Below are 23445 nucleotides of genomic sequence, written 5' to 3'. Positions count from 1 at the left end.
AACTGAAGAAAGACTCGGAAGGCAGGTGGCGGCAGTGCCCAGGACGACGGACGGTGACGGGACTCCCGTGCCGCAGCGGCTCCTCGCCGCCGCCACCCGGCTCTTCGCGGAGCAGGGGTACGACCGCACCTCGGTGCAGGAGATCGTCGAGGCGGCGGGTGTCACCAAGGGGGCGCTCTACCACTACTTCGGCTCCAAGGACGACCTCCTGCACGAGGTGTACGCGCGCGTGCTGCGCGTCCAGCAGGAGCGTCTCGACGCGTTCGCGGGCGCCGACGAGCCGATCGAGAACCGGCTCAGAGGCGCGGCCGCCGACGTCGTCGTCACGACGATCGAGAACCTCGACGACGCGATGATCTTCTTCCGCTCGATGCACCATCTCAGCCCCGAGAAGAACAAACAGGTCCGCGCCGAGCGTCGCCGCTACCACGAGCGCTTCCGCGCCCTGGTCGAGGAGGGCCAGCAGGCCGGCGTCTTCTCCACCGCGACCCCGGCCGACCTCGTGGTCGACTACCACTTCGGCTCGGTCCACCACCTGTCGACCTGGTACCGCCCCGACGGGCAGATGAGCCCCAAGGAGGTCGCCGACCACCTCGCGGACCTGCTGCTGAGGGCCCTGCGTCCCTGAGGCAGCTCTGCGTCCCCGAGTCAGCTCTGCGTCCCTGAGACAGCGGTGGGGCACGGTCACGCGGCAAGGGGCGGCCACCTGGGTGGCCGCCCCTTACTCGTACCCGTCACCTCACAGGTACTTCTTCAACTCCCGTCGCGCCAGCGACCGCTGGTGCACCTCGTCCGGGCCGTCGGCGATCATCAGGGTGCGGGCGCCGGCGTAGAGCTCGGCCAGGGGGAAGTCCTGGCTGACGCCGCCCGCGCCGTGCAGCTGGATCGCCCGGTCGATGATGTCGACCACCGCGCGGGGTGTGGCGATCTTGATGGACTGGATCTCGGTGTGGGCGCCCCGGTTGCCGACGGTGTCCATCAGCCAGGCCGTCTTCAGGACCAGCAGCCGCAGCTGCTCGACCGTCACGCGCGCGTCGGCGATCCAGTTGTGGACCACGCCCTGCTGGGCCAGCGCCTTGCCGAAGGCCGTGCGGGACACGGCCCGCCTGCACATCAGCTCGATCGCCCGCTCCGCCATGCCGATCAGCCGCATGCAGTGGTGGATACGGCCGGGACCGAGCCGGGCCTGGGCGATGGCGAAGCCGCCGCCCTCCTCGCCGATCAGGCTGGACACCGGCACGCGCGCGTGGTCGAAGACCACCTCGGCGTGGCCGCCGTGGGAGTGGTCCTCGTACCCGAAGACCCGCATCGCGCGCTTGACGGTGACGCCCGGGGTGTCGCGCGGGACCAGCACCATCGACTGCTGGCGGCGGATGTCCGCGCCGTCCGGGTCCGTCTTGCCCATCACGATGAAGATCTTGCAGTCCGGGTTCATCGCCCCGGAGATGTACCACTTGCGGCCGGTGACGACGTACTCGTCGCCGTCCCGCTCGATGTGCGTGGTGATGTTCGTGGCGTCGGACGAGGCCACCTCGGGCTCCGTCATCGCGAACGCCGAGCGGATCTCACCGGCCAGCAGCGGCTCCAGCCACTGCTTCTTCTGCTGCTCGTCGCCGAACTGCGACAGCACCTCCATGTTGCCGGTGTCCGGCGCCGCGCAGTTCAGCGCGGTGGGCGCCAGCTGCGGGGAGCGGCCGGTGATCTCGGCGAGCGGGGCGTACTGGAGGTTGGTCAGGCCCGCGCCGTACTCGGTGTCCGGCAGGAAGAGGTTCCACAGCCCCTGCCGGCGCGCCTCGGCCTTGAGTTCCTCGACCACGGCGGGCGTGTCCCACGGGGACGACAGCGCGGCCCGCTGCTCCTCCGCCACCGCCTCGGCCGGATAGACGTGCTCGTCCATGAAGGCCAGCAGCTTGCCGCGCAGCTCCTCGGTGCGTGCGTCGAAAGCGAAGTCCATGTGCCGTCAGCCTTCCTGAAGAGTGTTCAGACCGTGCTCGATGAAGACCGGAACCAGGTCGCCGATGCGGTCGAAGCCCTGTCCGACCGTCTGGCCCAGCGTGTAGCGGTAGTGGATGCCCTCCAGGATCACGGCGAGCTTGAACCACGCGAACGCCGTGTACCAGGAGACGGCCGAGACATCGCGCCCCGAGCGGGCCGCGTACCGTTCGATCAGCTCGGCCGGCGCCGGATGCCCCGGGGCCTCGGCGGTCGTGGAGACCGGCGACTCGGGCATGCCCAACGGCAGGCTGTACATCACCAGCAGGCCCAGGTCGGTGAGCGGGTCGCCGAGTGTGGACATCTCCCAGTCGAGGACGGCGTTGATGCGGTCGTCCTCGCCGATGAGCACGTTGTCGAGCCGGTAGTCGCCGTGGACGACGGCGGGCGCGGGCGAGTCGGGCAGCCGGCGGCCGAGGGTCGCGTGCAGTTCGTCGATGCCGGCCAGGTCGCGGTTGCGGGAGGCGTCCAGCTGCTTGCCCCAGCGCCGCAGCTGCCTGTCAAGGAAGCCCTCGGGGCGCCCGAAGTCCGCCAGGCCCACCGCGGCGGGGTCCACGGCGTGCAGCTCGACGAGCGTGTCCACCAGGGACAGCACGGCACCCCGGGTGCGCTCCGGGCCGAGCGGGGCGAGCTGGTCGGCGGTGCGGTACGGCGTGCCCGCCACGAACTCCATGACGTAGAACGGCGCCCCCAGCACCTCCTCGTCCTCGCACAGCAGCACCGGCCCGGGGACCGGCACGTCCGTCGGGTGCAGCGCGCTGATCACCCGGTGCTCGCGCTTCATGTCGTGGGCGGTGGCCAGGACATGGCCGAGCGGGGGCCGTCGTACGACCCACCGCGCCGTGCCGTCGGAGACCGCGTAGGTGAGGTTGGACCGTCCGCCCTCGATCAGCCGGCCGGTCAGGGGGCCGTGCACCAGACCGGGCCGCTCACGGTCGAGCAGGGCGCGCAGCCTGTCCAGGTCGAGTCCGGGCGGATGGTCGGCGGTCATCGGGGCTCCTTACGCGCGCGGGAACGGATCCGACCATCATGCCGACTGGTCGGTATGTCGTCCAGGGGGTCGGTCGAACGTGATCCGTCCCACGATAGGCCGACAGCTCCCCGCGCAGTACCGCGGGGAGCTGTCGGCGATGCTTCTCGGCCTGGCGGCGCCAGGGTCAGTGGTCGTCCCAGTGGCCGTCGTGCGCGGCGTGCCGGTGGCCGTCGTGCACATAGTCGACGTGGTCGCCGTGCAGCACGCTCTGGTGGCCGCAGTCCTGGCCGTGGCGGTGCTCGTGGCCGTTGTGCGCGACGTGCTCGGCGGGCTCGCACTCGTCCCAGTGGCCGCTGTGCTCGCGGTGCAGATGCCCGTCGTGTGCGTAGTCGACGTGGTCGCCGTGCGGCACTTCGGCGTGGCCGCAGTCCGGACCGTGCGGGTGCGTGTGGGAGGCGTGTTCCTGGTGGAGGGTAGTCATGGCGCTCGCCTTCGGAGGTGCGGGTGATGACGTCGGACAGGCTGCCACGCGAACGGTACATATCCGACTATTCGGCCTGCGTGGCGGCCGGACGTCCCTGAGGGCCTGTGCCACGGGGAACCAGGCCGTCACCTACCGACCGTAGGACGGCACGGCGCGGCTCGCCCACCAAGAACCGTTCAAGCTCGTGCATCCGGGGAGTGTGCCGTATCGCCCCGCGACCGCTCGGCTCAGAGGACGAGCGCCACCGCGCACACGGCCAGGGCCACCGTGAGCAGCGCGCCGGCCGTCGCGTGCGCCGGGGCCAGCGCCGGAGGGCGGCTCGTGGTCGCCAGGGTGCGGATCCGGCGGTGGGCGACGAGCAGGAAGGCCAGCCACAGCCCGCAGCTCACCGCGCAGACGGCGACACGGACGGGGGAGACCCCGCCGTGCAGCGCGGTCTTCACGGCGAGCAGGGCGGCCACGGTGCTGGCCAGCGTCGTACGGCGCCAGGCGAGCCGGGTCCGTTCGGGCTGGAGTCCGGGATCGCGGTCCTCGGCGGCTCGGGGGCTCATCCCTCCCACCCGACGAGGACCACCACGACCATCGCGACGGCCACCACCGCGACCGCCAGGCTCAGCAGCGCCGGGAAGCGTGACACCGGCAGGTCCTCGCCCCGGCGCATCGCCCGCTCGCAGCGCACCCAGTGGTTGACCGCTCTGAGCGAGCACAGCACGCCCGCCCCGAGCAGCGCGAGGGCGAGTCCGACGCGCCAGGCCCAGCGCAGGTCCGGCAGGAACTGGTCGACGGCGAAACCGCCGCCGATCAGCGCGAGCGCGGTGCGCAGCCAGGCCAGGAAGGTGCGTTCGTTGGCCAGCGAGAAGCGGTAGTCGGGGGTGCCGCCCTCCTCCCGGATCTCCTGGGGCGCGAACCACAGCCGGACGTTCCGTGCGAATTCGATCACGCGCAGGACCCTATCCGGACGGTTCCCGCGGGGGCATCCGGCGGCCCGTGCTCAGGCGCCGGACAGGCCGGACCGGTAGGCCTTCAGCCGCTCGTACGCCGCGAGTCCGTCCGGCACCCACTGCCAGTCCCTCAGGTGCGCCTCCACCTCGTCGTCGGTCAGGAACGCGTGCCAGGCCACCTCCTCGGCCTGGGGGCTGACCGGGAGCTCGCAGCGGACCTCGTGGACCGCCGACCACCAGGTCCGGCCGGCGCCGTCGTCGTAGAGGAACTTGAACAGGAACTCGGGGCGGGGCAGTCCGCTCACCCCCAGCTCCTCCTCGGCCTCGCGCAGGGCGGCGTCGTCGTAGGACTCGCCGGCGCCGACGACCCCGCCGACGAACATGTCGTACAGGGAGGGGAAGACCAGCTTGGTCGGGGTGCGGCGGTGGACGAAGAGCCGGCCCTGTGCGTCCCTGGCCCGGATGAAGACGCAGCGGTGGCGCAGGCCCCGGGCGTAGGCCTCGCCGCGGGGGGACCGGCCGATCACCCGGTCGTGCTCGTCGACGATGTCGAGGATCTCGTCAGCAGCGCTCATACGTCCATCCAAGCAGCCGGGGCTCCCTCGGTACCCGGCCGCCCCGGGGGCGTCAGTGCGGCTGGAGGTCCCGCACCGGCTCCGGACGCGTCACGCCGCACGGCATCGCCGGGTGCATGCCCAGCAGCACGATGCCGACCACGATCCCCGTGAGTCCGGCGGCCTCCCAGGCCAGCGCGCCCGGGTCGGTGCGCAACTGGTCGCCCAGGAAGCCGACGCCGCAGAGGATGCCGGCCAGCGGCTGGGCCGCGGTCAGTGCCGGGAGGGACATGCGCAGGGGCGCGGTCTCGAAGGCGCTCTGGACCAGGATCAGGCCGGTGACACCGAGCACCAGCACGGCGTACGGCTGCCAGCCGGTGAGCAGCTCCAGCAGGCCGCCCTCGGCGAAGCGCTGGCCGCTCACCCGGGTGAGGGCGTCCTGGACGCCGTAGACGAGGCCCGCGGCCACGGCCAGCAGGACCGGTCCCGAGCTCAGCCGGGAGCGCTTGGCGCAGGCCGTGAGCAGCAGGGCGAGGCCGAGCATGGTGCCGATGATCAGCCAGTGGCGGAACGGGTCGGTGAGCGCGGTGCCGCCGTGCGGCCGGCCCGCCACGATGAACGCGGTCACCCCGCCCGCGAGCAGCAGCAGGCCCGCCCAGCCCTGACGGCCCAGCGGCTGCCCGGTCTGCTTGCGGGAGAGGGCGAGGGCGAAGACCAGGTTCGTGGCGAGGAGCGGTTCCACCAGGGAGATCTCGCCCTGGCCCAGCGCGATCGCGCCGAGGGCCATACCGGCCGCCATCAGTCCGATGCCGGCGAGCCAGCGGCGGACCTTCATCAGGTCCAGGAGCAGCCGGGGGGAGAGGAAGTCGCTCAGGGGTGCCTGCCGGGCCGCGTTCTGCTGGAGCACGAAGCCGAAGCCCAGGCAGCAGGCCGCGCTCACGGCGAGAACAAGAACCAGAACCGACACGCTGCGTACCTCAAGATCGTCCGGCCGGGCTGCGGGGTGCGGAGAGGCCGACTGTAGCGGCTCGGGGCCCGGGGTGTCCGTCCCGTCATGGTGGGGGGCGGGGGCAGGTAACGCCATGGCGTACGCCACAGGGGCGGCCCGGGAACCGGAATCGGGCCCTCCGGGGTGTGACGCAAGTGCCGTGTGGAACAAGGGAGTTGACGCGTGTAACGCCCGGGTGGGCCTTGACGGAAAGCATTGGCTGGGGATTGGCTGTCCGTGATCAGCCGATGGCCGACAGAAAAGTCCAGACCATGGCGTCCGGCACCCCTTCATATGTCCAGACCAGCAGCCCGGCCGTGAGGCCGGCCCCGACCGACGACGACCCGCGTCGCGTGAGGAAGTCCCCGCGGTGTCCCCACCCCCGCCACCTCTTGGGCGCAGTCGAAGACGCGCCGCCGCCCAGGCTCTCGACGCCGCTCTCGACGACACCGAACTCCTCGCCGCACGCGCCGCGTTGGCCCAGGGCCGATGGCAGGCGGCCCGCGGTCTGCTCGCCCAGACCGGGGACGACTGGGACCGCCGCGGGCATCGCGTCGCGGTCCTCGCCCTGGAGCCCTACTGCGCCGCGTGGGCCCAGGACTGGTTGGGCGTCGAGCCCGACTCCGGCGACGCCGCCGTCCTCCTCGCCCTCGCCGAGGTGCGGCGCGTCCTGCGTGGCAAGGGCAAGCCGGACCGGGCCCGCGAGGCCTGCCGGGCCGCCGCCGCCCTCGCGCCCGCCGACCCCACCCCCTGGCTCGGCCTGCTGATGCTGGAGCACGCCGGGGCCACCGGGGAGGAGGTCCTGCGCCTGTTCGGCGAGGTCCGGGCGCGGTACGCCGACCACCACCACGCCCACCACCTGATCGTCGCCCGCCTCGCCGAGACCCGCGCCGAGGCCGGTCCGGACCCGTTGCACGAGGTCTACGACTTCGCGAACTGGGCCGCCGAGCAGGCCCCCGCCGACTCCCCGCTGGCGATCCTCCCGGTCGTCGCGCACGCCGAGCGCTACCGCGTGCTCGCCGCCGCCGGACACGAACCGGGCGACCCCGCCGCCTCCGGCCACTGGGTCGGGCGCCGGGCACGGCAGGTGATGAAGGCCGCCTTCGACTGGTGGCTGGAGTGGGAGCACGAGGGCCACCCGCGCCGCCTCGTCGACCTCAACTTCCTCGCCCACGCCAAGGTCTGCGAGGGCCGCGGCGCCGAGGCCGCCGCCCTCTTCCACCGCATCGGCGAGCACGCCACCCCGGCGCCCTGGTCGTACCCGGACCGCGATCCGTACTCCGCCTTCCGTGCCGCACGCGACAGCGCGCTCGGCACGGCGTAACGCCCCCTTCGTGAACCCATAAGGACGGTCTCCCCGTGACAACGGACAGTTCGAGCCCCACCAGAGCCGCCGCCGACGGCATCAGCACCTTCAAGGGGCAGGAGCGGGCCCTGCGCGCCGACCGCCTGGGCACCGGCGGCCTGCTGCTCTCCGTGCTCGCGGCGACCGCGCCCCTCATGGTCGTCGCGGGTGTCATGCCCACTACATTCGCGGTGATGGGCATCGTCGGACAGCCCCTGCTCTTCGTCGTCCTCGGCGTGGTCCTCGTCCTGTTCGGCATCGGCTACGCCGAGATGAGCCGGCACGTCCACAACGCCGGCGCCTTCTACGCCTACATCTCCCGCGGCCTCGGCGGCACCGCCGGAGCGAGCGCCGCGATGGTCGCCCTCGTCGCCTACAACGCCCTCCAGGTCGGCATCTACGGCATCTTCGGCTTCGAGGTCTCCGGCCTGTTCGCCACCTACGCCGAGGTGTCGGTGGCCTGGTGGATCCCGGCGATCGTGGCGGCCCTGGTCGTCGGCGCGCTGGGCTGGCTGAAGATCGACGTCAACGCGCGCGTGCTCGGCGTCCTGCTGATCATCGAGGTGGCCCTGGTCGTCATCTTCGACATCGCGGCCGTCGCCGACCCCGCCAAGGAAGGGCTGTCGCTGCACGCCTTCAACCCGGACACCCTCAGCGGCGCCGGCGTCGGCACCGCCCTGTGCTTCTGCATCGCCGCCTTCCTCGGCTTCGAGCAGGCGCCCGTGTACGCCGAGGAGACCAGCCGCCCGCACATCCTGGTGCCCCGCGTGATGTTCCTCGCGGTCGGCGGGGTGGCCGTCTTCTTCGCGCTCAGCAGCTGGGCCCTGACCGTCGCCGCGGGCCCGTCCGCGATCGTCGGCCAGTCGCAGGAGCAGAGCGCCGGACTGCTGTTCTCCCTCACCGAGTCCCGCCTCGGCGCCACCTTCACCGACGTCCTGCACATCCTGTTCGTGACCGGCATGTTCGCCGCCCTGCTCAGCTTCCACAACGTCGTCGCCCGGTACGCCTTCGCCATGGGCCGCGAGGGCCTGCTGCCCGCCGCCTTCGGCCGGACCACCGGCACCAGCGGCGCGCCCGGCACCGGCTCGCTGCTCCAGACCACCGTGGCCGTGCTGGTCGTGGCCGCCTTCGCGATCGCCGACGACAAGCCCGCCGGCGACCCGACCGAACCGGTCCTGCACCTGTTCACCTGGTTCGGCAACATCGGCGCCCTCGGCGTGATCCTGCTGATGGCGGCGGCCTCCGCCTCCGTGGTGGTGTTCTTCGTCCGGCGCGGCGCGGCCGGCGCGCAGGCCTGGCGGCTGGTCACCTCGGCCCTCGCGGGCATCGCCCTGCTGGTCATCGCCGTCTACACGGTGAAGGACTTCGACGTCCTGGTGGGCGCGGGCCCCGACTCCTCACTGAGCTGGATCCTGCCCGGCATCATCGGGCTCGCCCTGCTGGTCGGCCTCGCCCAGGGGCTGATCCTGCGCGCCCGCAGGCCGCAGGCGCACGCCCGGATCGGGCTCGGCAACGAGGCGTTCCAGCTGGACAGGGCGGCGGAGCGGGCGTCGTGACCGGATGAGAGCCCCGTGAGAAGTGGTTACGGAAATCTGACGGGCACCCGCGACTCCTGGCCCCGCCGGGGTCGCGGGTGTTCGAATGAGGACGTGAACCTGGAACCCCCCGAGGAGCCCGGCGGGCCGGCACCGGCGCAGGAACGCGGCGCGCCCATCGGCCGCCGTGTCCTCCTCGGCACCCTCGGCCTGGGCGCGCTCGGCGTGGTCGCCGCGCCCACCCTGCAACGCGGTCTGGAATCCTTCCTCGGCGGCGCGGCCGACAAGGACCCCACCGGCCTGACCGGCCTGCTCCCGAACGGCGGCGGCTTCCGCTACTACTCGGTGACGTCCTCCGTCCCGCGCAAGAACGCCGGGAACTACCGCCTCAAGGTCGACGGCCTGGTCGCGCGCCCCGCGGAGTACACCCTGGCCGACCTGCGGGCGATGCCCCAGACCCGGATGGTCAAGGACGTCCAGTGCGTCACCGGCTGGCGGGTCCCCGACACCCCCTTCGAAGGCGTACGGCTGTCCCGGCTGCTGGACGCCGCCGGCGTGCGGGCCACGGCGGGCGCCGTCCGCTTCACCTGCTTCGACGGCGCGTACTCCGAGAGCCTCACCCTCGAACAGGCCCGCCGCGCGGACGTCCTGGTCGCCCTGCGCATGCAGGACAAGGACCTCGGCCACTCCCACGGCGGCCCGGTCCGCCTCTACGTGGCGCCCATGTACTTCTACAAGTCCGCCAAGTGGCTCTCCGGCATCACCGTCACCGAGGACGTGGAGCCGGGCTACTGGGAGGAACGGGGCTACGACGTCGACGCCTGGGTCGGCCGGTCGAACGGACGCGACGATGAGCCTACGACTTGACGCCCCCGCGGCCGCGCGGGTCCGCCGCTTCGGCCGCTCCCAGCGGTGGGTGCACCGCACGACCGCCGCGCTGATGGGCGTGTGCGTGCTGACGGCGGCCTGCCTGTACCTCCCCCAGCTCGCCGAACTCGTGGGCCGCCGGGAGCTGGTGGTCCGCGTCCACGAGTGGTCCGGCCTCGCCCTGCCGGTGCCGGTCCTGGCGGGCCTGGTCTCCCGCGCCTTCCGTGCCGACCTCGGCCGCCTGAACCGCTTCGGCCCGCACGACCGCGTCTGGCTGCGCGCGGCCCTGCACCGCGACAAGCGCCGCGCGTCCCGCCCCGCGGCCAAATTCAACGCAGGCCAGAAGGTCTACGCGGCCTGGATCGCCGGCGCGACCCTCGTCATGCTCGGCACGGGCCTGCTGATGTGGTTCACCCACCTCACGCCCATCCAGTGGCGCACCAGCGCCACCTTCGTCCACGACTGGCTCGCCCTCACCCTCGGCATCGTCCTCGCCGGCCACATCGGCATGGCCCTCGCGGACCCGGAGGCCCGCCGCGGCCTGCGCACCGGCTCGGTGAGCCGGGAGTGGGCGGAGCGGGAACATCCGCTGTGGCGGCCGTGACCGGGGTCAGGGGCACTCGCTCGCGCGGTACGCGGCGCCGCTGACGTACTCCACCCGCAGGCTCTCGTCCTGTTCCCGCAGGACGTACAGCCTGCCCTTCCAGGGCGCCCAGTGCCGGGGCACGAGGAACAGCCGGTCACCGGCGACATGGAACAGCCGCAGCCCGGCGTACCGGTAGCGGTAGGGGCTGCCCTTCGCGTCGACGACGGCGAAGCAACTGCCGTCGCCCCGGATCAGCAGGTCCCGCTCGCTGAACACCACGACGGCCGGGAAACCCTCCTCGACCGTGGCCGCCGTCGTGGCGGCGCGGCCCCGGCCGACGATCCCGGCGTACGCGTACACGGCCCAGAACAGCGCGATGACGGCGACCAGCAGGGCCGGGGCCCAGATCCGCGCGCCCCGGGGCCGGGGCGCCGTCGCGTCGGCATCCGTCCGGGTGCGCGCGTAGGCGCCGACCAGCACGCCGGCCAGGATCAGCAGCGGGAGGACGAGTTCGAGGATGTCCCGGGCCACGTAGTAGACCGGCAGGAGGAGCACCGACGGCACCCATGCGTGCCGCAGCACGCGCAGCGCGGGCGCCGCGCGTGCCGGGTCGCGCAGGACCCGCTGGTGCAGCGCCGTCGCCGCGATCGAGACGGCCGCCGCCACGAGGACGGGGAGATACAGCGCGTCCACACTGCGCAGCAGATAGTCGGCCGTGGAGAACCGGAAGAGGGTGTCCCGCAGGCCCAGCGCCCGGGTCTCGGCGTCCGTGCTGGCCCAGCCGAAGTAGAAGAGCACGGCGGTGAAGAGGGAGAGGAACGAGCCCGCGGTGCCGAGGAGTTCGAGCCATCGGGGGGCGGTGACGGGGGAGGGCTCCGGGGGCGGGGGCTGAGGTTCGGGGTCGGGCGGCGGCGGAGGGGGTGGTGTCGGGGTGGGTCTCGGGGTGGGCCCCGGGTCCGGGTCGGGTGCGGGTGGCGGTGTGCGGCGGAGCGCGGCACCGGCGCGGGTCACCGCCGTACGGAGGTGGCGCAGGGGGGTGCCGCCGCTCACGGGGAGACGGTGGTCGAGGGGGTGTCCTGCGGCGACTCGGCCGGCGAGGGGCCGGGGGAGACGAGGGTGAACGCGTTCTCCAGGGTCGCCGTCGCGTAGCCGCCGTTGTGATCGAGGCGCACGGTGGCCTTCTGTGGATAATCGCTCACTACTGGGGCGGCCACCTCGAAGGTCCACTGGTCGGGCGGCTCGGCCTTCGGATCGGTCAGTTCCGGAAGGTCGACACCGACCTTGGCGATGGTCAGGACGCTGGCTCCGCCCGGCAGCTCCGCCTTGTCGAAGAAGATGCCGCCGAGCTTGACCTTGATCGTCTCGCCCGGCTCGGCCTTGCCGTCGCCGCCGACGTCCACGGAGACGATCCGGAAGGAGCAGACGGCACTCCCGTTCGCCGAGGACGGCGTCAACCGCGCGGTGCTGGAGGGATGCCGCTGGTGGAAACGGAGGATTCCGCCGAGCACGGAGTGGGCCGCGCGCGCCTTGCAGCCGGTGAGCCGGCCCTGGAGAGCGGCGTGGTCGGCCGCGGCCGTGTCCCAGCTGCCCTTCTTGCCCTGTACGGCCTGACAGGCCTCGGCCAGCCCGCGCAGCACCCGCCACTCGTCGGACGACGGGTTCGCCGGGATCAGTCCGGCGGTGTCGGCGCAGCTCTGCGGGGACGCACCGAGCCGGTCGTAGACGGTCTCCGGGTCGATCTCGCCATTGGTGTTGGGCGACTTCGGCCCCGGCGGCAGCCACGAGGGTCCCTCGATACGTCCGCCCCCACCGCCCGGACTCCCGCCGTTCCCCGAGCCTCCGGAACCTCCTGAACCGCCCGGCTGCCCGGACCCACCTGAGCCTCCGGACCCGCCCGCGCCGCTCGAACTCCCGCCGCCACCGGACCCGTTGCTGCCACTGCCACTGCTGCCACTGCCCCCGGTACCGCCCCCGGTACCGCCGCCGGTACCGCCGCCGGTCCCGTCGTCCGGCCGCCAGGTCGGTGTCCCCTCGCCGGAGCCGCCCGTACCGCTCGCCCCAGGGTCGTCCCCGCCGGTGCCGCCCGCCGAGACGCTCGCGTCTCCGCCGCCGGGACCGCCACCCGTGTCGTCACCGTCCCCGCCGCACGCCGCGGCCGTGCCGATCGCCAGTGCTCCCGCGAGCAGGAGCCCCGATATGCGCACCCCGAGCGAAACCGCCATGACGCCCCCGAAGTCATAGGTCCGGGGTGGCGCACGGCAGGCCGGTGGCCGCCGGGCGGCGCCCCGGAGTGCTCCCATGATGGAACGCGCCCCCGCCTCCGGGAAGCGGCTTCACCCAGGCTGCGAAAGCTGGGGCGAATCGATGCTCGGGGGGCGCGGTCCGGCCGGCGTCAGGGCGCGAAGTCCAGCAGCACCTTGCACGACCGGCTCCGGTCCGCCGCCAGCGCGAACGCCGACTCGGCCGCCGCGACGGGCACCACCGCGCTGATCAGCTCGTCGAACGCCGGCTCCGCCGCGAGCAGCGCCAGCGCCTCGTCGAACTCCCCGTCGAAGCGGAACGCGCCCCGCAGCTCGATCTCGCGGCTGACCACCAGGTTCCCCGCGAAGGGGCTCGGCCCGGGCGGCAGCATGCCGAGCTGGACGAGAACCCCGCCGCGCCGGAGCAGGCGGAGGCAGGTGTCGAGGCCCGCGGCCACCCCGGACGCCTCCACGGCGACATCGGCCTCGGCGGGCCACCCCGGATCCGACGGATCGTCCGCGTGTACGAGGGTGTCGGCGCCCGCGGCCGAGGCGTACGCCAGGGCCGCCGGGAGCAGGTCCGTCACCGTCACGTGGGCGGCGCCCGCGGCCTTGGCCGCCGCGACCACCAGACAGCCGATCGGCCCGGCGCCGGTGACCAGGACGTGCCGGCCCCGGACGTCGCCGGCCCGCCGGACCGCGTGCAGGGCCACCGACAGCGGCTCGGCGAGCGCCGCCCGACGCAGCTCCAGACCGGGCGGCAGCGGCCGCAACTGCTCGGCGGGCACGGCCACTTGGGCCGCGAATCCGCCCTGGACGTGCGGGAAGCGGGCCGCGCTGCCGAGGTAGCGGGTGTCCCGGCACACGTTCCGGCGCCCGTCGGCGCACTCCGGGCACACCCCGCACGGGGTCGCCGGGTGCACCGCGACGGCCGTACCGGCGACCGGACCCGATGCCCCGTCACCGTAGGAGACGACCGTGCCGACCACCTCGTGGCCCAGCAGCATCGGCTCCTTCAGGCGGAAGTCGCCGACCCCGCCGTGCCGCCAGTAGTGCAGGTCGGAGCCGCAGACCCCGCCGTAGCGGACGGCGACGAGAGCCTGGCTGGGGCCGGGCTCCGGGGCCGTCAGCTCCTCGACGCGCAGGTCGTCCTGACCGTGGATCACACAACCGAGCATCCGCACGGCCCCCTTCACAGCACGCTCGTCATGCCGCCGTCGACGTACAGGATCTGTCCGCCGACGAAGTCCGCGGCCGGCGAGGCCAGGAACAGCACCCCGCCCACCAGGTCCTCGGTGCGGCCCCAGCGCCCGGCCGGAGTGCGCTTTCGCACCCAGGCGCTGAACTCCTCGTCCTGGACCAGGGGCCGGGTCAGCTCGGTCTCGATGTAACCCGGCCCGAGGCCGTTGACCTGGACGCCGTACGGCCCCCAGTCCGCGCACATGCCCTTGGTGAGCATCTTCAGCGCGCCCTTGGTGGCGGCGTAGGGCGCGATGCCGGGGCGGACCACCTCGCTCTGCAACGAGCAGATGTTGACGATCTTTCCGTGGCCGCGTTCCGTCATCCGTCGGGCCGCCTCACGCCCCACCAGGAACGCGCTGGTGAGGTTGGTGTCCAGGATGCGGTGCCAGTCGGAGTCGGCGAATTCGAGGAGCGGGGCGCGCAGTTGCATGCCCGCGTTGTTGACCAGGATGTCGAGCGGGCCGACCCGGTCCTCGACGTCCGCGATCCCGGCGGCCACGGACGGGCCGTCGGTCACGTCGAACACCGCGGTGTGGACCTCGCCGGGCAGCTCCGCGGCCGCCTTGGTGAGCCGGTCGCCGTCACGTCCGTTGAGGACGACCCGGCAGCCCGCCTCGGCCAGGCCCCGGGCCAGCGCGAGGCCGATGCCCCGGCTGGACCCGGTGACCAGGGCGGTCCGACCGGTGATGTCGAACAGAGGGTGACTCATCCTCGTACCCCTAGATGATCAGCGACAGGAGCAGGACGATGCCGCCCGCGACCACCGAGATGATCGTCTCCATGACGGACCAGGTCTTGATGTTCTGGCCGACGCTGAGGCCGAAGTACTCCTTCACCATCCAGAAGCCGGCGTCGTTGACGTGGCTGAAGAACAGCGAGCCGGCGCCGATGGCCAGGACCAGCAGGGCCGCGTGGGTCGTCGACATGTCGGCGGCCAGCGGGGCGACCAGACCGGCCGCGGAGACCGTCGCCACCGTCGCCGAACCGGTCGCCAGACGGATCGCCACCGCGATCAGCCAGGCCAGCAGCAGCGCCGGGATCGACCAGTCCTCGGAGATGTCCAGGATCATCCGGCCCACACCGGTGTCGATCAGCGTCTGCTTGAAGCCGCCGCCCGCGCCGACGATCAGCAGGATGCCCGCGATCGGGGCGAGGCCCTTCTCGACGAGCGGGGTGAGCCGGTCCCGGCCGAACCCGGCGGGCCGCAGCAGGGTGAAGATGCCCACGAGCACGGCGGCGAGCAGGGCGATCAGCGGGGAGCCCACGACGTCGAAGACCCGCTGGACGGTGTTCTCGGGGTCGTCGATCACGATGTCGACCAGCGCCTTGGCGAGCATCAGGACGACCGGGAGCAGGATCGTGATCAGCGTGGCGCCGAAGCCGGGGCGCTTGTCCAGGTCCTCCGAGACGCGCTGCGGAATCATGCGGTCCGGGGCCGGGACGTCCACCCAGCGGGCCGCGTACCGCGAGAACAGCGGACCGGCGATGATCACCGTCGGGATCGCGACGAGCACACCGAGCGCGAGGGTGACACCGAGGTCGGCCTTGACCGCGTCGATCGCGACCAGCGGGCCGGGGTGCGGCGGCACCAGGCCGTGCATCACGGACAGGCCCGCGAGCGCCGGGATGCCGATCCGCATCAGCGAGTAGTTGCCCCGCTTGGCGACCATCAGCACGACCGGGATCAGCAGGACGACGCCGACCTCGAAGAACAGCGGCAGACCGATCACGGAGGCGATCAGGACCATCGCCCAGGGCATCGTCCGCCCGTTCGCCCGCGCGAGGATCGTGTCGACGATCTGGTCGGCGCCGCCGGAGTCGGCGAGCATCTTGCCGAGGATCGCGCCCAGCGCGATCAGCACGCCCACACCCGCGACGGTGGTGCCGAGACCGCCGGTGAAGCTGGTGATGACCTTGTCGAGCGGCGCCCCGGCGAACGCGCCCAGCGCCAGCGACCCGATGGTCAGCGACAGGAACGCGTGGAGCTTGGACTTGGTGATGAGCAGGACGATGACGGCGATGCCCGCCAGGACGGCGATGCCCAGCTGAGCGTGACCGGCCGAGGTGATCGGCTCGGGTGCGTCCGCTGCCAGCATCTCGACGCTGAGTCTGGTCACGGGAGGTTCCCTTGCAAGTACGGGGATGGGGGAGGGGGTGCTGCTGAGGGGGGTGGCGTTACTCGGTGCAGCTCCGTGCAGCTCCGTGCAGCGCGATGCTGCTCGGTACTGCCGGGTGTTACTCGGATGCGTCGGGAAGGGCGTCCAGCGCCCTCGTCGCGCGCTCGGTGATCTCCTCGGGGGTTCCGGAGACGTCCACGGCGACCCCGGCCTCGTCCGGCCCGAGCGGCTGGAGCGTGGCGAACTGCGAGTCCAGCAGGGCCGTCGGCATGAAGTGGCCCTTGCGGTGCGCCATCCGGTCCTCGATGAGCTTCCGGTCGCCCGTGAGGTGCACGAACGTCACTCCGGGAGCGGCGGCCCTGAGCCGGTCGCGGTACGACCGCTTCAGTGCCGAGCAGCTGACCACCCCGCCCAGCCCGGCCCGCCCGTGCGCCCAGTCACCGATGGCGTCGAGCCACGGCCACCGGTCCGCGTCCTGAAGCGGCGTGCCGGCCGACATCTTGTCGATGTTGGCCTGCGGGTGGAAGTCGTCGCCCTCGGCGTACGGGACGCCCAGCCGGCCCGCCAGCAGGGGACCGATCGTGGTCTTGCCCGTGCCGGCGACGCCCATCACCACGACGACGTGAGGGGTACTCATCACTGCCTCGCTGTCTTCCTCGACATCCGACGTCGACATCTGACGTCGGCCACACTGAAACCCATTAGGTACGACGAATTCAAGACCCCGACATAAATAAGTCTGACTTTTTCTTCCCGTGACGTGCCCCGTACGCTGAGTGCATGAGCACATCGGGCCGGGGGCTGCACGGCCAGGTACTGGAGATCCTCGGCCCCGCGATCACCGCGGGCGAGTACCCGCCGGGCAGCGTTCTGCGCACCGACGAACTGGCGCAGCGCTTCGAGGTCTCACGCTCGGTGATGCGCGAGGCGGTCCGGGTCCTGGAGTCCATGCACCTGGTCGAGTCCCGCCGCCGCGTGGGCGTGACGGTGCGCCCCACGGCCGAGTGGAACGTCTACGACCCCCAGGTCATCCGCTGGCGCCTGGCCGGCGCCGACCGCCCCCGCCAGCTGCGCTCCCTGACCGTGCTGCGCTCCGCGATCGAGCCGGTCGCCGCGGGCCTGGCCGCCAAGAACGCCACGGCCGAGCAGTGCGCCGAGCTCACCGAGTGCGCCCTCGGCATGGTCGCCCACTCGCGCGGCCACCAGCTGGAGGGCTATCTGATCCACGACGTGGCCTTCCACCGGGTGATCCTCAACGCCTCCGGCAACGAGATGTTCGCCCGCCTCGGCGATGTCGTCGCCGAGGTCCTCGCCGGCCGCACCCATCACGAGGTCATGTTCGAGGACCCCGACCCGGCCGCCGTCACCCTGCACGTCCAGGTCGCGGAGGCGGTCCGCGGGGGCGACGCGATGCGCGCGGAGGCACTGACCCGCGAGATCACCGTCGGCGCACTCCAGGAGCTGGACATCCTGGCGCCGTAGCCCTACGCGTCGGGGAACTCCCCGTCGACGTACACCCAGGCACCGTCGACCCGCTCGAAGCGGCTGCGCTCGTGCAGCGCGCCGCCCTTGAACGAGGCCCGGAACTCCACGACCCCCGTGGTGTGGAACGCGGAACCGTCGGCCGTGCCGAGGATCTCCAGCCCGCTCCACCGCGTCCCCGGATCGAGGTCGAGCCGCGCCGGACGCGTCCGCGGATGCCAGGTCCGCAGCAGATACCCCGCGTTCCCCTTCACGAAGGCGCTGTACCGCGACCGCATGAGCGCTTCCGCGGTCGGCGCCGCGGCACCGGAGTGGTAGCGGCCGCAGCAGGTGGCGTACGGCTCGGAAAGGCCACAGGGGCAGGCTGCGGAGAGGGCGGCACGTCGGGACATGGACACCATTGTGCCGGGAGGGGGTCCGGCCGACCGCCGTGCCCTTCGCGAACCAGAGCGTCACCGCCCCGGTGACCACGGGCCCCGCCTCCGCGAGGTCGGACATCGTCTCCACGACACCGCCCGCCGCGGAACCGGCTGCGATCGCCGCCCCCATGATGACCGCGGTTCGCAGCGTGATGACCTTCTTCATGGCGTCCTCCTGGACTGGTCGGTGACACCAGACTGGCCCGGAGGAAGCCGTGTCCGGCGCAGCATCGAACCAGTCCGACGCCGAACACGTAAGCCCAGCTCAAGGGGGCTGTTCGGACAGCGGTTCCCGAACCGCGCCGAACGCTCCTATCCCGCCCGGCGGGTCTCCGGCAGGCGGGGCAGGGGCGGCAGCGCAGCCCCGTACACCCACGCCTGGAACACCTCGTCCAGCGGCTCGGACGCGAACCGGTTCACATGCGCGGTGAACGTCGTCGTGCTCACCGCCCCACCCCGGTGCAGCCCGGCCCAGCCGCGCAGCATCCGGAAGAAGTCGTCCTCGCCCATCGCACACCGCAGCGCGTGCAGGGTCAGCCCGCCCCGCTCGTAGAGCCGGTCGTCGAACATCGACTTGCGCCCGGGGTCGGCCAGCCGCAGGTCCTGGGGGAGCGAGGACAGCAACCGGTGCGCGGCGGCCGCGTGCTGGTGCGCCGGACGCCCGCCCGAGCGCTCCGACCACAGCCACTCCGCGTACTTCGCGAACCCCTCGTTCAGCCAGATGTGCCGCCAGTCCGCGATGGACACGCTGTTGCCGAACCACTGGTGGGCCAGCTCGTGCGCGACCAGCCGCTCCGAACCCCGCGCCCCGTCCACGTGGTTGGCGCCGAACAGCGACAACCCCTGGGCCTCGACGGGGACATCGAGCGCCTCCTCGGTCACCACGACCGCGTACTCGGCGAACGGGTAGGGCCCGAACAGCTGCTGGAAGACATGCATCATCTGCGGCTGCCGCGCGAAGTCCCGCGAGAACTCCGGCAGCAGCTGCGCCGGAATGTGCCCGTGCTGCGGCACCCCGCCCAGACCCGGGTCGGCCAGCACCACCGTCTGGTACTTGCCGATCGCCAGCCCCACCAGATAGCTGGACGTCGGCGCCGACTGCTCGTACACCCAGGTCGTCGTCGACGCCTTCGTGGTCCGGGTCAGCAGGCGCCCGCCCGCCACCACCGCGTACGCCGACGGCGTGGTGATGGAGATCTGGTAGGAGGCCTTGTCGGCGGGCCGGTCGTTGCACGGGTACCAGGACGGCGCCCCGACGGGCTGGCTCGCCACCAGCGCCCCGTCCTCCAGCTCCTCCCAACCAAGGCCGCCCCAGGGGCTGTTGACCGGCTTGGGATTGCCCGCCCAGTGCACCTCGACGGTGAACGCGGCCCCGGCCCGCAGCGGCTTGGCCGGGCGCACCCGCAACCGCCCGCCCCGGTGCGTGTAGTGCGCCTGCCGGCCGTCCACCCGCACCCGGCCGACCTTGAAGTCGGCGAGGTTCAGCACGAACTCGGCGAGCGGCGACCGTCCCGCGATGGCGTTGATCCGGCCCGTCCCCGACAGCCGGTTGGGGCCAGGACGGTAGTCCAGCGCCAGCTCGTACCGATGGACCCGGTAACGGGGGTCGCCGTTGGCCGGGAAGTACGGATCCGGACCCACTGCCTGCTGAACCGTCACTGCTGCGTCTGCTCCCTGCACTGCGCTCGGACTCGGTGCACCGCCCTCCCGTTCCGAGTGGCCCGTGCTCAGGGTCGCCATGCCTCGATCGGATTGCCCAGCCAGCGGGTGTCGTCGGGGACGGACTCCGCGGCCATGACCAGCGACGCGGGGCCCAATGTCGTACGGGCCCCCACCGAACTGCCGGGCAGGACGATACCGCCAGGACCCAGCGTCGCGCCCTCACGGAGGACCACAGTATCCGTTCGCAAGATCCGGTCGTGGAAGAGGTGTGTCTGGAGCACACAGCCCCGGTTCACCGTCGCCGCGTCGCCCAGGGTCACCAGGTCGGTCTCGGGCAGCCAGTAACTCTCCACCCACACGCCCCTGCCGATCCGCGCGCCGAGCCCGCGCAGCCACGCCGTCATCACCGGCGTCCCCGGCACCGCACCGGCCAGCCAGGGCACGGCCAGCACCTCGACGAAGGTGTCCGCCAGCTCGTTGCGCCACACGAACCCGCTCCACAGCGGATGCTCCCCGGCGCGATGCCGGCCGACGAGCGCCCACTTGGCCACCACCGACACCAGACCGGCCGTGATCCCCGCGCCGAACAGCACGAGCCCCGACAGCAGCGGTGCCCAGGCCCACAGCGACCCCAGCGCGCACAGCGCCGCCACCGTCAGCACCGCAAGCCACGCCGAGCAGAACACCGGCAGGATCCGGCACAGCTCCACCAGCGCGCGCGCCCACAGCAGCCGCGCCGGCGGGTCGTACGTCCGGCTCTGGTCCCCGCCACTGGTGCTGCGCGGCAGCTTGACCGGCGGCAGCCCCAGGTACGACGTGCCCTTCTTGGCCTTCTTCGGCGTCGCCGACAGCACCCCGACCAGCCCGCCGTCCGGCACGGACCGCCCCGGAGCGGTCATCCCCGAGTTCCCGAGGAAGGCCCGCCGCCCGATCTCCGCCCGCCCGATCCGCATCCAGCCGCCGCCCAGCTCGTACGGCGCGGTCAGCGTGTCGTCGGCCAGGAACGCGCCCTCGCCGACCGTCGTCAGACTCGGCAGCGCGAGCACCGTCGACACCTCCGCGCCCCGCCCGATCCGCATCCCGAGCAGCCGCAGCCACACCGGCGTGACCAGGCCCGCGTACAGCGGGAACAGCGTCTCGCGCGAGCGGTCCATCAGCTGCGTGACCGTCCAGGCCTGCCAGCCCACCCGGCTGTGCGTGGGATACGTGCCCTCGCGCAGCCCCAGGCTCAGCAGCCGTACGGCGACCAGGAGCAGCAGCGCGTACGCCAGCCCGAAGGTGAGCGTCGCCGGGACGAGCGCCAGGGCGGCGCCCGTCAGCGGTGCGTCCGGAGTGAAGAGGACCCGGGCCACGAGGAACGCGGCCGCTCCCGCCAGCACGGGCAGCGCGGTGAGCGCGAAGCCCGCGATGCCGTACATGACACGCCAGTACGTGCCCCGCACCGGTCGCTCCTTGGGCCAGTTCCGCTTGGCCTTGCCGAGCTTGACCGCGGGAGCGCCCGCCCACCGCTGCCCGGTCGGGATCTGGCCGGTCACGGCCGAACCCGGTGCCACCTCGGCCCGCTTGCCGACCCGGGCCCCCGGGAAGAGCATGCTGCGCGTGCCGACCACGGCGTGCGCACCGACCCTGACCGCGCCGATCTCCAGCCGGTCGCCGTCCAGCCACCAGCCCGACAGGTCCACCTCGGACTCGACGGCCGCGCCCCGCCCCAGCCTGAGCATGCCGGTGACCGGCGGCAGCGAGTGCAGGTCCACGTCGGGACCGACCTTGGCGCCCAGCGCCCGCGCGTACCGCTCCAGCCACGATCCGGTCAGCGAGGTCGCACCGGTGAACTCGGCCAGCCGCTCGGCGGTCCACAGCCGCAGGTGCACACCGCCACCGCGCGCGTACCGTCCCGGCCGCACCCCGCGCAGCAGCAGCCGCGCCCCGCCCGCGGCGAGCGCGAGCCGGCCGGGCGGACTGAACAGCAGTACCGCTCCGGCCGCGACCAGCCACCAGGGGGCGGTCGGCAGCCAGGCGTACCCGGGCAGCAGGTTCCCCAGCGCGGCCAGCGCCACGCTCCAGCGCAGCCCCATCACCGTGAACAGCGGGACCAGCAGCAGGAGCTGGAGCACCTGGGCGCGCACCGGAACCGGCGCCACGACCCGCTCGGCCCCGTCGCCCTGCGCGGACTCCTCCAGGTGCCGGGCCAGCTTGCGCAGCACGGGCTGCTGGTAGATGTCCAGGACGGCGGCGCTCGGGTAGCGGGTCCGCAGCCGCGTGGTCAGCTGGGCGGCGGCCAGGCTGCCGCCGCCGATCGCGAAGAAGTCCTCCCGCGCGCTCGACACGGGGATGCCGAGCACCTCGCTCCACTGCTCGGCGAGCCAGGCCTCGGTGCCGTAGAGCTGCTCGACGGGACCGGTGTTCTCCAGTTCCTTCAGCGGCCAGGGCAGGGCGGCCCGGTCCACCTTTCCGCTGGTGCGGGTCGGCAGGTCCTCGACCGGTGCGAGCAGCGGGACGAGCGCGGCGGGCAGCTCGGCCCGCAGCTTCTCGACGGCCGTCGCGTGGTCCCACCCGTCCTGGGTGACGACATACCCGACCAGCAGCTGATTGCCGCTGCGCGCGGTCCGTACGGCGGCCGCGGCCCCCGCCACGCCGGGCAGCGCCTGGAGAGCGGTGTCGACCTCACCGAGTTCGATGCGCCGCCCGCCCAGCTTGATCTGCTCGTCCGCCCGGCCGAGGAACACCAGCCCCTCGGGCTCCGCCTTGACCAGGTCGCCGCTGCGGTACGCCCGCTCCCAGCCCAGCGACTTCAGCGGCGCGTACTTCTCCGCGTCCTTCTCGGCGTCCAGGTACCGGGCCAGCCCCACACCGCCGATCACCAGCTGCCCGGTGCCGCCCATCGGCACCGGCTCCCCGGCCTCGTCGACGACGGCCAGCTCCCAGCCGTCCAGCGGCAGACCGATCCGGATCGGCTCCTCGCCGCTCATCAGCGACGCGCAGGCCACGACGGTCGCCTCGGTCGGCCCGTAGGTGTTCCAGACCTCGCGCCCCTCCGTCACCAGCCGCTGCACCAGCTCGGGCGGGCAGGCCTCACCGCCGAAGATCAGCAGTCGTACGTCGTTCAGGTGCTCGGGCTCCCACAGCGAGGCCAGCGTCGGGACGGTCGACACCACGCTGATCTCCTGATCGGCCAGCCAGGGCCCGAGATCGGCCCCGCTCCTGACCTGCGAGCGCGGCACCGGCACCAGACAGGCCCCGTACCGCCACGCCAGCCACATCTCCTCGCAGGACGCGTCGAACGCCACCGACAGCCCCGCCATGACCCGGTCACCGGGCCCGATCGGCTCCTCGGCGAGGAACAGGGCCGCCTCGGCGTCCACGAACGCCGCCGCACTGCGATGGCTGACGGCGACACCCTTGGGCTTCCCGGTCGACCCGGAGGTGAAAATGATCCACGCGTCGTGCTCGGCACCGGGCCGGGCGGCGGGGACCTCGGAGCGCCCGTTCGGGGTCAGCTCGTACCCGGCCCCGATCACCGCCCGCACCTGGGCCTCCCCGAACACCAACTCGGCCCGCTCGTCGGGGTCCTCGGCGTCCACGGGCACGTACGCGGCCCCCGCGGCCAGCACGGCCAGGATCGCGACGTACAGCTCGTTGGTCCCGGACGGCACCCGGACCCCCACCCGGTCCCCGAGACCGACCCCGGCACCGGCCAGCGCGCGCCGCAGGTCGTCCACCTCGACGGCGAGCTGCCGGTAGGTGAGCTGTGCCGTCCCGTCGTCCAGGGCGAGTTCGTTCGGATACGACCGCACCGAGGCGTCGAAGATGTCCACGAGCGTGCGCGCGGAAGCCGCCGGCCCCCCGGAGAAACGTGCCGTGTCGCCGAACCGCTCGCGCAGCTCGTCGTCGAGCAGACCGAGAGCGCTGCTCTCGTGTGTGGCTGCCATCGGGTCCTCGCGTCTCGATCCCGGAAGCCCGGGGCGCTGGCGGGGCCCTCAGGTCTGCCTGGGGTTGTCCGGGTCCAGCTCCGTTCCGT

General features: G+C 72.8%; 22 protein-coding genes. 6 read left to right on the top strand and 16 right to left on the bottom strand.

Going from position 1 to position 23445, the window contains the following annotated elements:
- Positions 1-34 precede the first annotated feature (34 nt).
- Complete coding sequence (locus SLINC_RS10205; protein WP_067429670.1) at positions 35-628, top strand: TetR/AcrR family transcriptional regulator; 594 nt, start codon at positions 35-37, stop codon at positions 626-628.
- Positions 629-739: 111 nt separating this feature from the next.
- On the opposite strand, the gene SLINC_RS10200 is transcribed toward SLINC_RS10205, so the two are convergent.
- From SLINC_RS10200 to SLINC_RS10170, 7 genes are all read right to left on the bottom strand, one after another.
- Complete coding sequence (locus SLINC_RS10200; RefSeq protein WP_067429668.1) at positions 740-1954, bottom strand: acyl-CoA dehydrogenase family protein; 1215 nt, start codon at positions 1952-1954, stop codon at positions 740-742.
- 6 nt (positions 1955-1960) lie between these two features.
- Positions 1961-2983: a phosphotransferase family protein gene (locus SLINC_RS10195; RefSeq protein WP_067429667.1), complete on the bottom strand. Its 1023-nt coding sequence runs from the start codon at positions 2981-2983 to the stop codon at positions 1961-1963.
- 166 nt (positions 2984-3149) lie between these two features.
- Positions 3150-3446, bottom strand: coding sequence for a hypothetical protein (locus SLINC_RS10190; RefSeq protein WP_067429666.1), 297 nt, complete (start codon positions 3444-3446; stop codon positions 3150-3152).
- Between the two features lie 230 nt (positions 3447-3676).
- A complete protein-coding gene (locus tag SLINC_RS10185; RefSeq protein WP_067429660.1) occupies positions 3677-4000 on the bottom strand; it encodes a DUF202 domain-containing protein in 324 nt (107 codons plus the stop codon).
- Positions 3997-4389 carry a YidH family protein gene (locus SLINC_RS10180; protein ID WP_067429656.1) on the bottom strand — a complete coding sequence of 131 codons (393 nt, stop codon included), beginning with the start codon at positions 4387-4389 and terminating at the stop codon, positions 3997-3999. Before SLINC_RS10180 ends, SLINC_RS10185 begins: the two co-directional genes overlap by 4 nt.
- Before the next feature lie 51 nt (positions 4390-4440).
- Positions 4441-4965 carry an NUDIX hydrolase gene (locus SLINC_RS10175; protein WP_067429653.1) on the bottom strand — a complete coding sequence of 175 codons (525 nt, stop codon included), beginning with the start codon at positions 4963-4965 and terminating at the stop codon, positions 4441-4443.
- Between the two features lie 52 nt (positions 4966-5017).
- Entirely contained in the window at positions 5018-5911 is an 894-nt protein-coding gene (locus tag SLINC_RS10170) for a DMT family transporter (protein WP_067429650.1), read from the bottom strand.
- Between the two features lie 391 nt (positions 5912-6302).
- On the opposite strand from SLINC_RS10170, the gene SLINC_RS10165 reads away from it, so the two are divergent.
- The 4 genes from SLINC_RS10165 to SLINC_RS10150 all read left to right on the top strand — a co-directional run bounded on the left by SLINC_RS10165 (position 6303) and on the right by SLINC_RS10150 (position 10283).
- Positions 6303-7256: a hypothetical protein gene (locus SLINC_RS10165; RefSeq protein ID WP_067429647.1), complete on the top strand. Its 954-nt coding sequence runs from the start codon at positions 6303-6305 to the stop codon at positions 7254-7256.
- A 35-nt stretch (positions 7257-7291) separates the two neighbouring features.
- Positions 7292-8833: an APC family permease gene (locus SLINC_RS10160; protein WP_067429644.1), complete on the top strand. Its 1542-nt coding sequence runs from the start codon at positions 7292-7294 to the stop codon at positions 8831-8833.
- A 93-nt stretch (positions 8834-8926) separates the two neighbouring features.
- Complete coding sequence (locus SLINC_RS10155; protein WP_067429640.1) at positions 8927-9679, top strand: molybdopterin-dependent oxidoreductase; 753 nt, start codon at positions 8927-8929, stop codon at positions 9677-9679.
- Positions 9663-10283, top strand: coding sequence for a cytochrome b/b6 domain-containing protein (locus SLINC_RS10150; protein WP_067429637.1), 621 nt, complete (start codon positions 9663-9665; stop codon positions 10281-10283). Before SLINC_RS10155 ends, SLINC_RS10150 begins: the two co-directional genes overlap by 17 nt.
- A gap of 6 nt (positions 10284-10289) precedes the next feature.
- On the opposite strand, the gene SLINC_RS10145 is transcribed toward SLINC_RS10150, so the two are convergent.
- The 6 genes from SLINC_RS10145 to SLINC_RS10120 form a co-directional block, all read right to left on the bottom strand.
- On the bottom strand, positions 10290-11315 hold the full coding sequence (locus tag SLINC_RS10145; protein WP_152039039.1) for a hypothetical protein: 1026 nt from the start codon (positions 11313-11315) through the stop codon (positions 10290-10292).
- The gene (locus SLINC_RS10140) at positions 11312-12487 is read right to left on the bottom strand and encodes a hypothetical protein (protein ID WP_067429630.1); all 1176 of its coding nucleotides are present in this window, start codon (positions 12485-12487) and stop codon (positions 11312-11314) included. Before SLINC_RS10140 ends, SLINC_RS10145 begins: the two co-directional genes overlap by 4 nt.
- Before the next feature lie 170 nt (positions 12488-12657).
- Positions 12658-13683 (bottom strand): L-idonate 5-dehydrogenase, encoded by a 1026-nt coding sequence (locus SLINC_RS10135; RefSeq protein ID WP_067445192.1) that lies wholly within the window; start codon positions 13681-13683, stop codon positions 12658-12660.
- A 14-nt stretch (positions 13684-13697) separates the two neighbouring features.
- Positions 13698-14456, bottom strand: coding sequence for an SDR family oxidoreductase (locus SLINC_RS10130; protein WP_067429623.1), 759 nt, complete (start codon positions 14454-14456; stop codon positions 13698-13700).
- 10 nt (positions 14457-14466) lie between these two features.
- Positions 14467-15864 (bottom strand): GntP family permease, encoded by a 1398-nt coding sequence (locus SLINC_RS10125; RefSeq protein ID WP_067429619.1) that lies wholly within the window; start codon positions 15862-15864, stop codon positions 14467-14469.
- 118 nt (positions 15865-15982) lie between these two features.
- On the bottom strand, positions 15983-16501 hold the full coding sequence (locus SLINC_RS10120) for a gluconokinase (protein ID WP_067429616.1): 519 nt from the start codon (positions 16499-16501) through the stop codon (positions 15983-15985).
- Between the two features lie 143 nt (positions 16502-16644).
- Here SLINC_RS10120 and SLINC_RS10115 point away from each other — a divergent pair, with 143 nt between their 5' ends.
- Complete coding sequence (locus SLINC_RS10115; RefSeq protein ID WP_067429613.1) at positions 16645-17346, top strand: FadR/GntR family transcriptional regulator; 702 nt, start codon at positions 16645-16647, stop codon at positions 17344-17346.
- A 2-nt stretch (positions 17347-17348) separates the two neighbouring features.
- On the opposite strand, the gene SLINC_RS10110 is transcribed toward SLINC_RS10115, so the two are convergent.
- The 3 genes from SLINC_RS10110 to SLINC_RS10095 form a co-directional block, all read right to left on the bottom strand.
- Positions 17349-17738, bottom strand: coding sequence for a YchJ family protein (locus tag SLINC_RS10110; protein WP_107406810.1), 390 nt, complete (start codon positions 17736-17738; stop codon positions 17349-17351).
- Positions 17739-18077: 339 nt separating this feature from the next.
- Positions 18078-19424, bottom strand: a complete 1347-nt coding sequence (locus tag SLINC_RS10100; RefSeq protein ID WP_067429604.1) for a M1 family metallopeptidase — start codon at positions 19422-19424, stop codon at positions 18078-18080.
- Positions 19425-19492: 68 nt separating this feature from the next.
- Positions 19493-23356 (bottom strand): Pls/PosA family non-ribosomal peptide synthetase, encoded by a 3864-nt coding sequence (locus tag SLINC_RS10095; RefSeq protein ID WP_067429601.1) that lies wholly within the window; start codon positions 23354-23356, stop codon positions 19493-19495.
- Between the last annotated feature and the right edge of the window lie 89 nt (positions 23357-23445).

This window comes from Streptomyces lincolnensis, from assembly GCF_001685355.1.
Lineage (GTDB): Bacteria > Actinomycetota > Actinomycetes > Streptomycetales > Streptomycetaceae > Streptomyces > Streptomyces lincolnensis.
The sequence above is the reverse complement of the archived record's forward strand: the minus strand, read 5'-3'. Positions and strand labels throughout refer to the sequence as shown.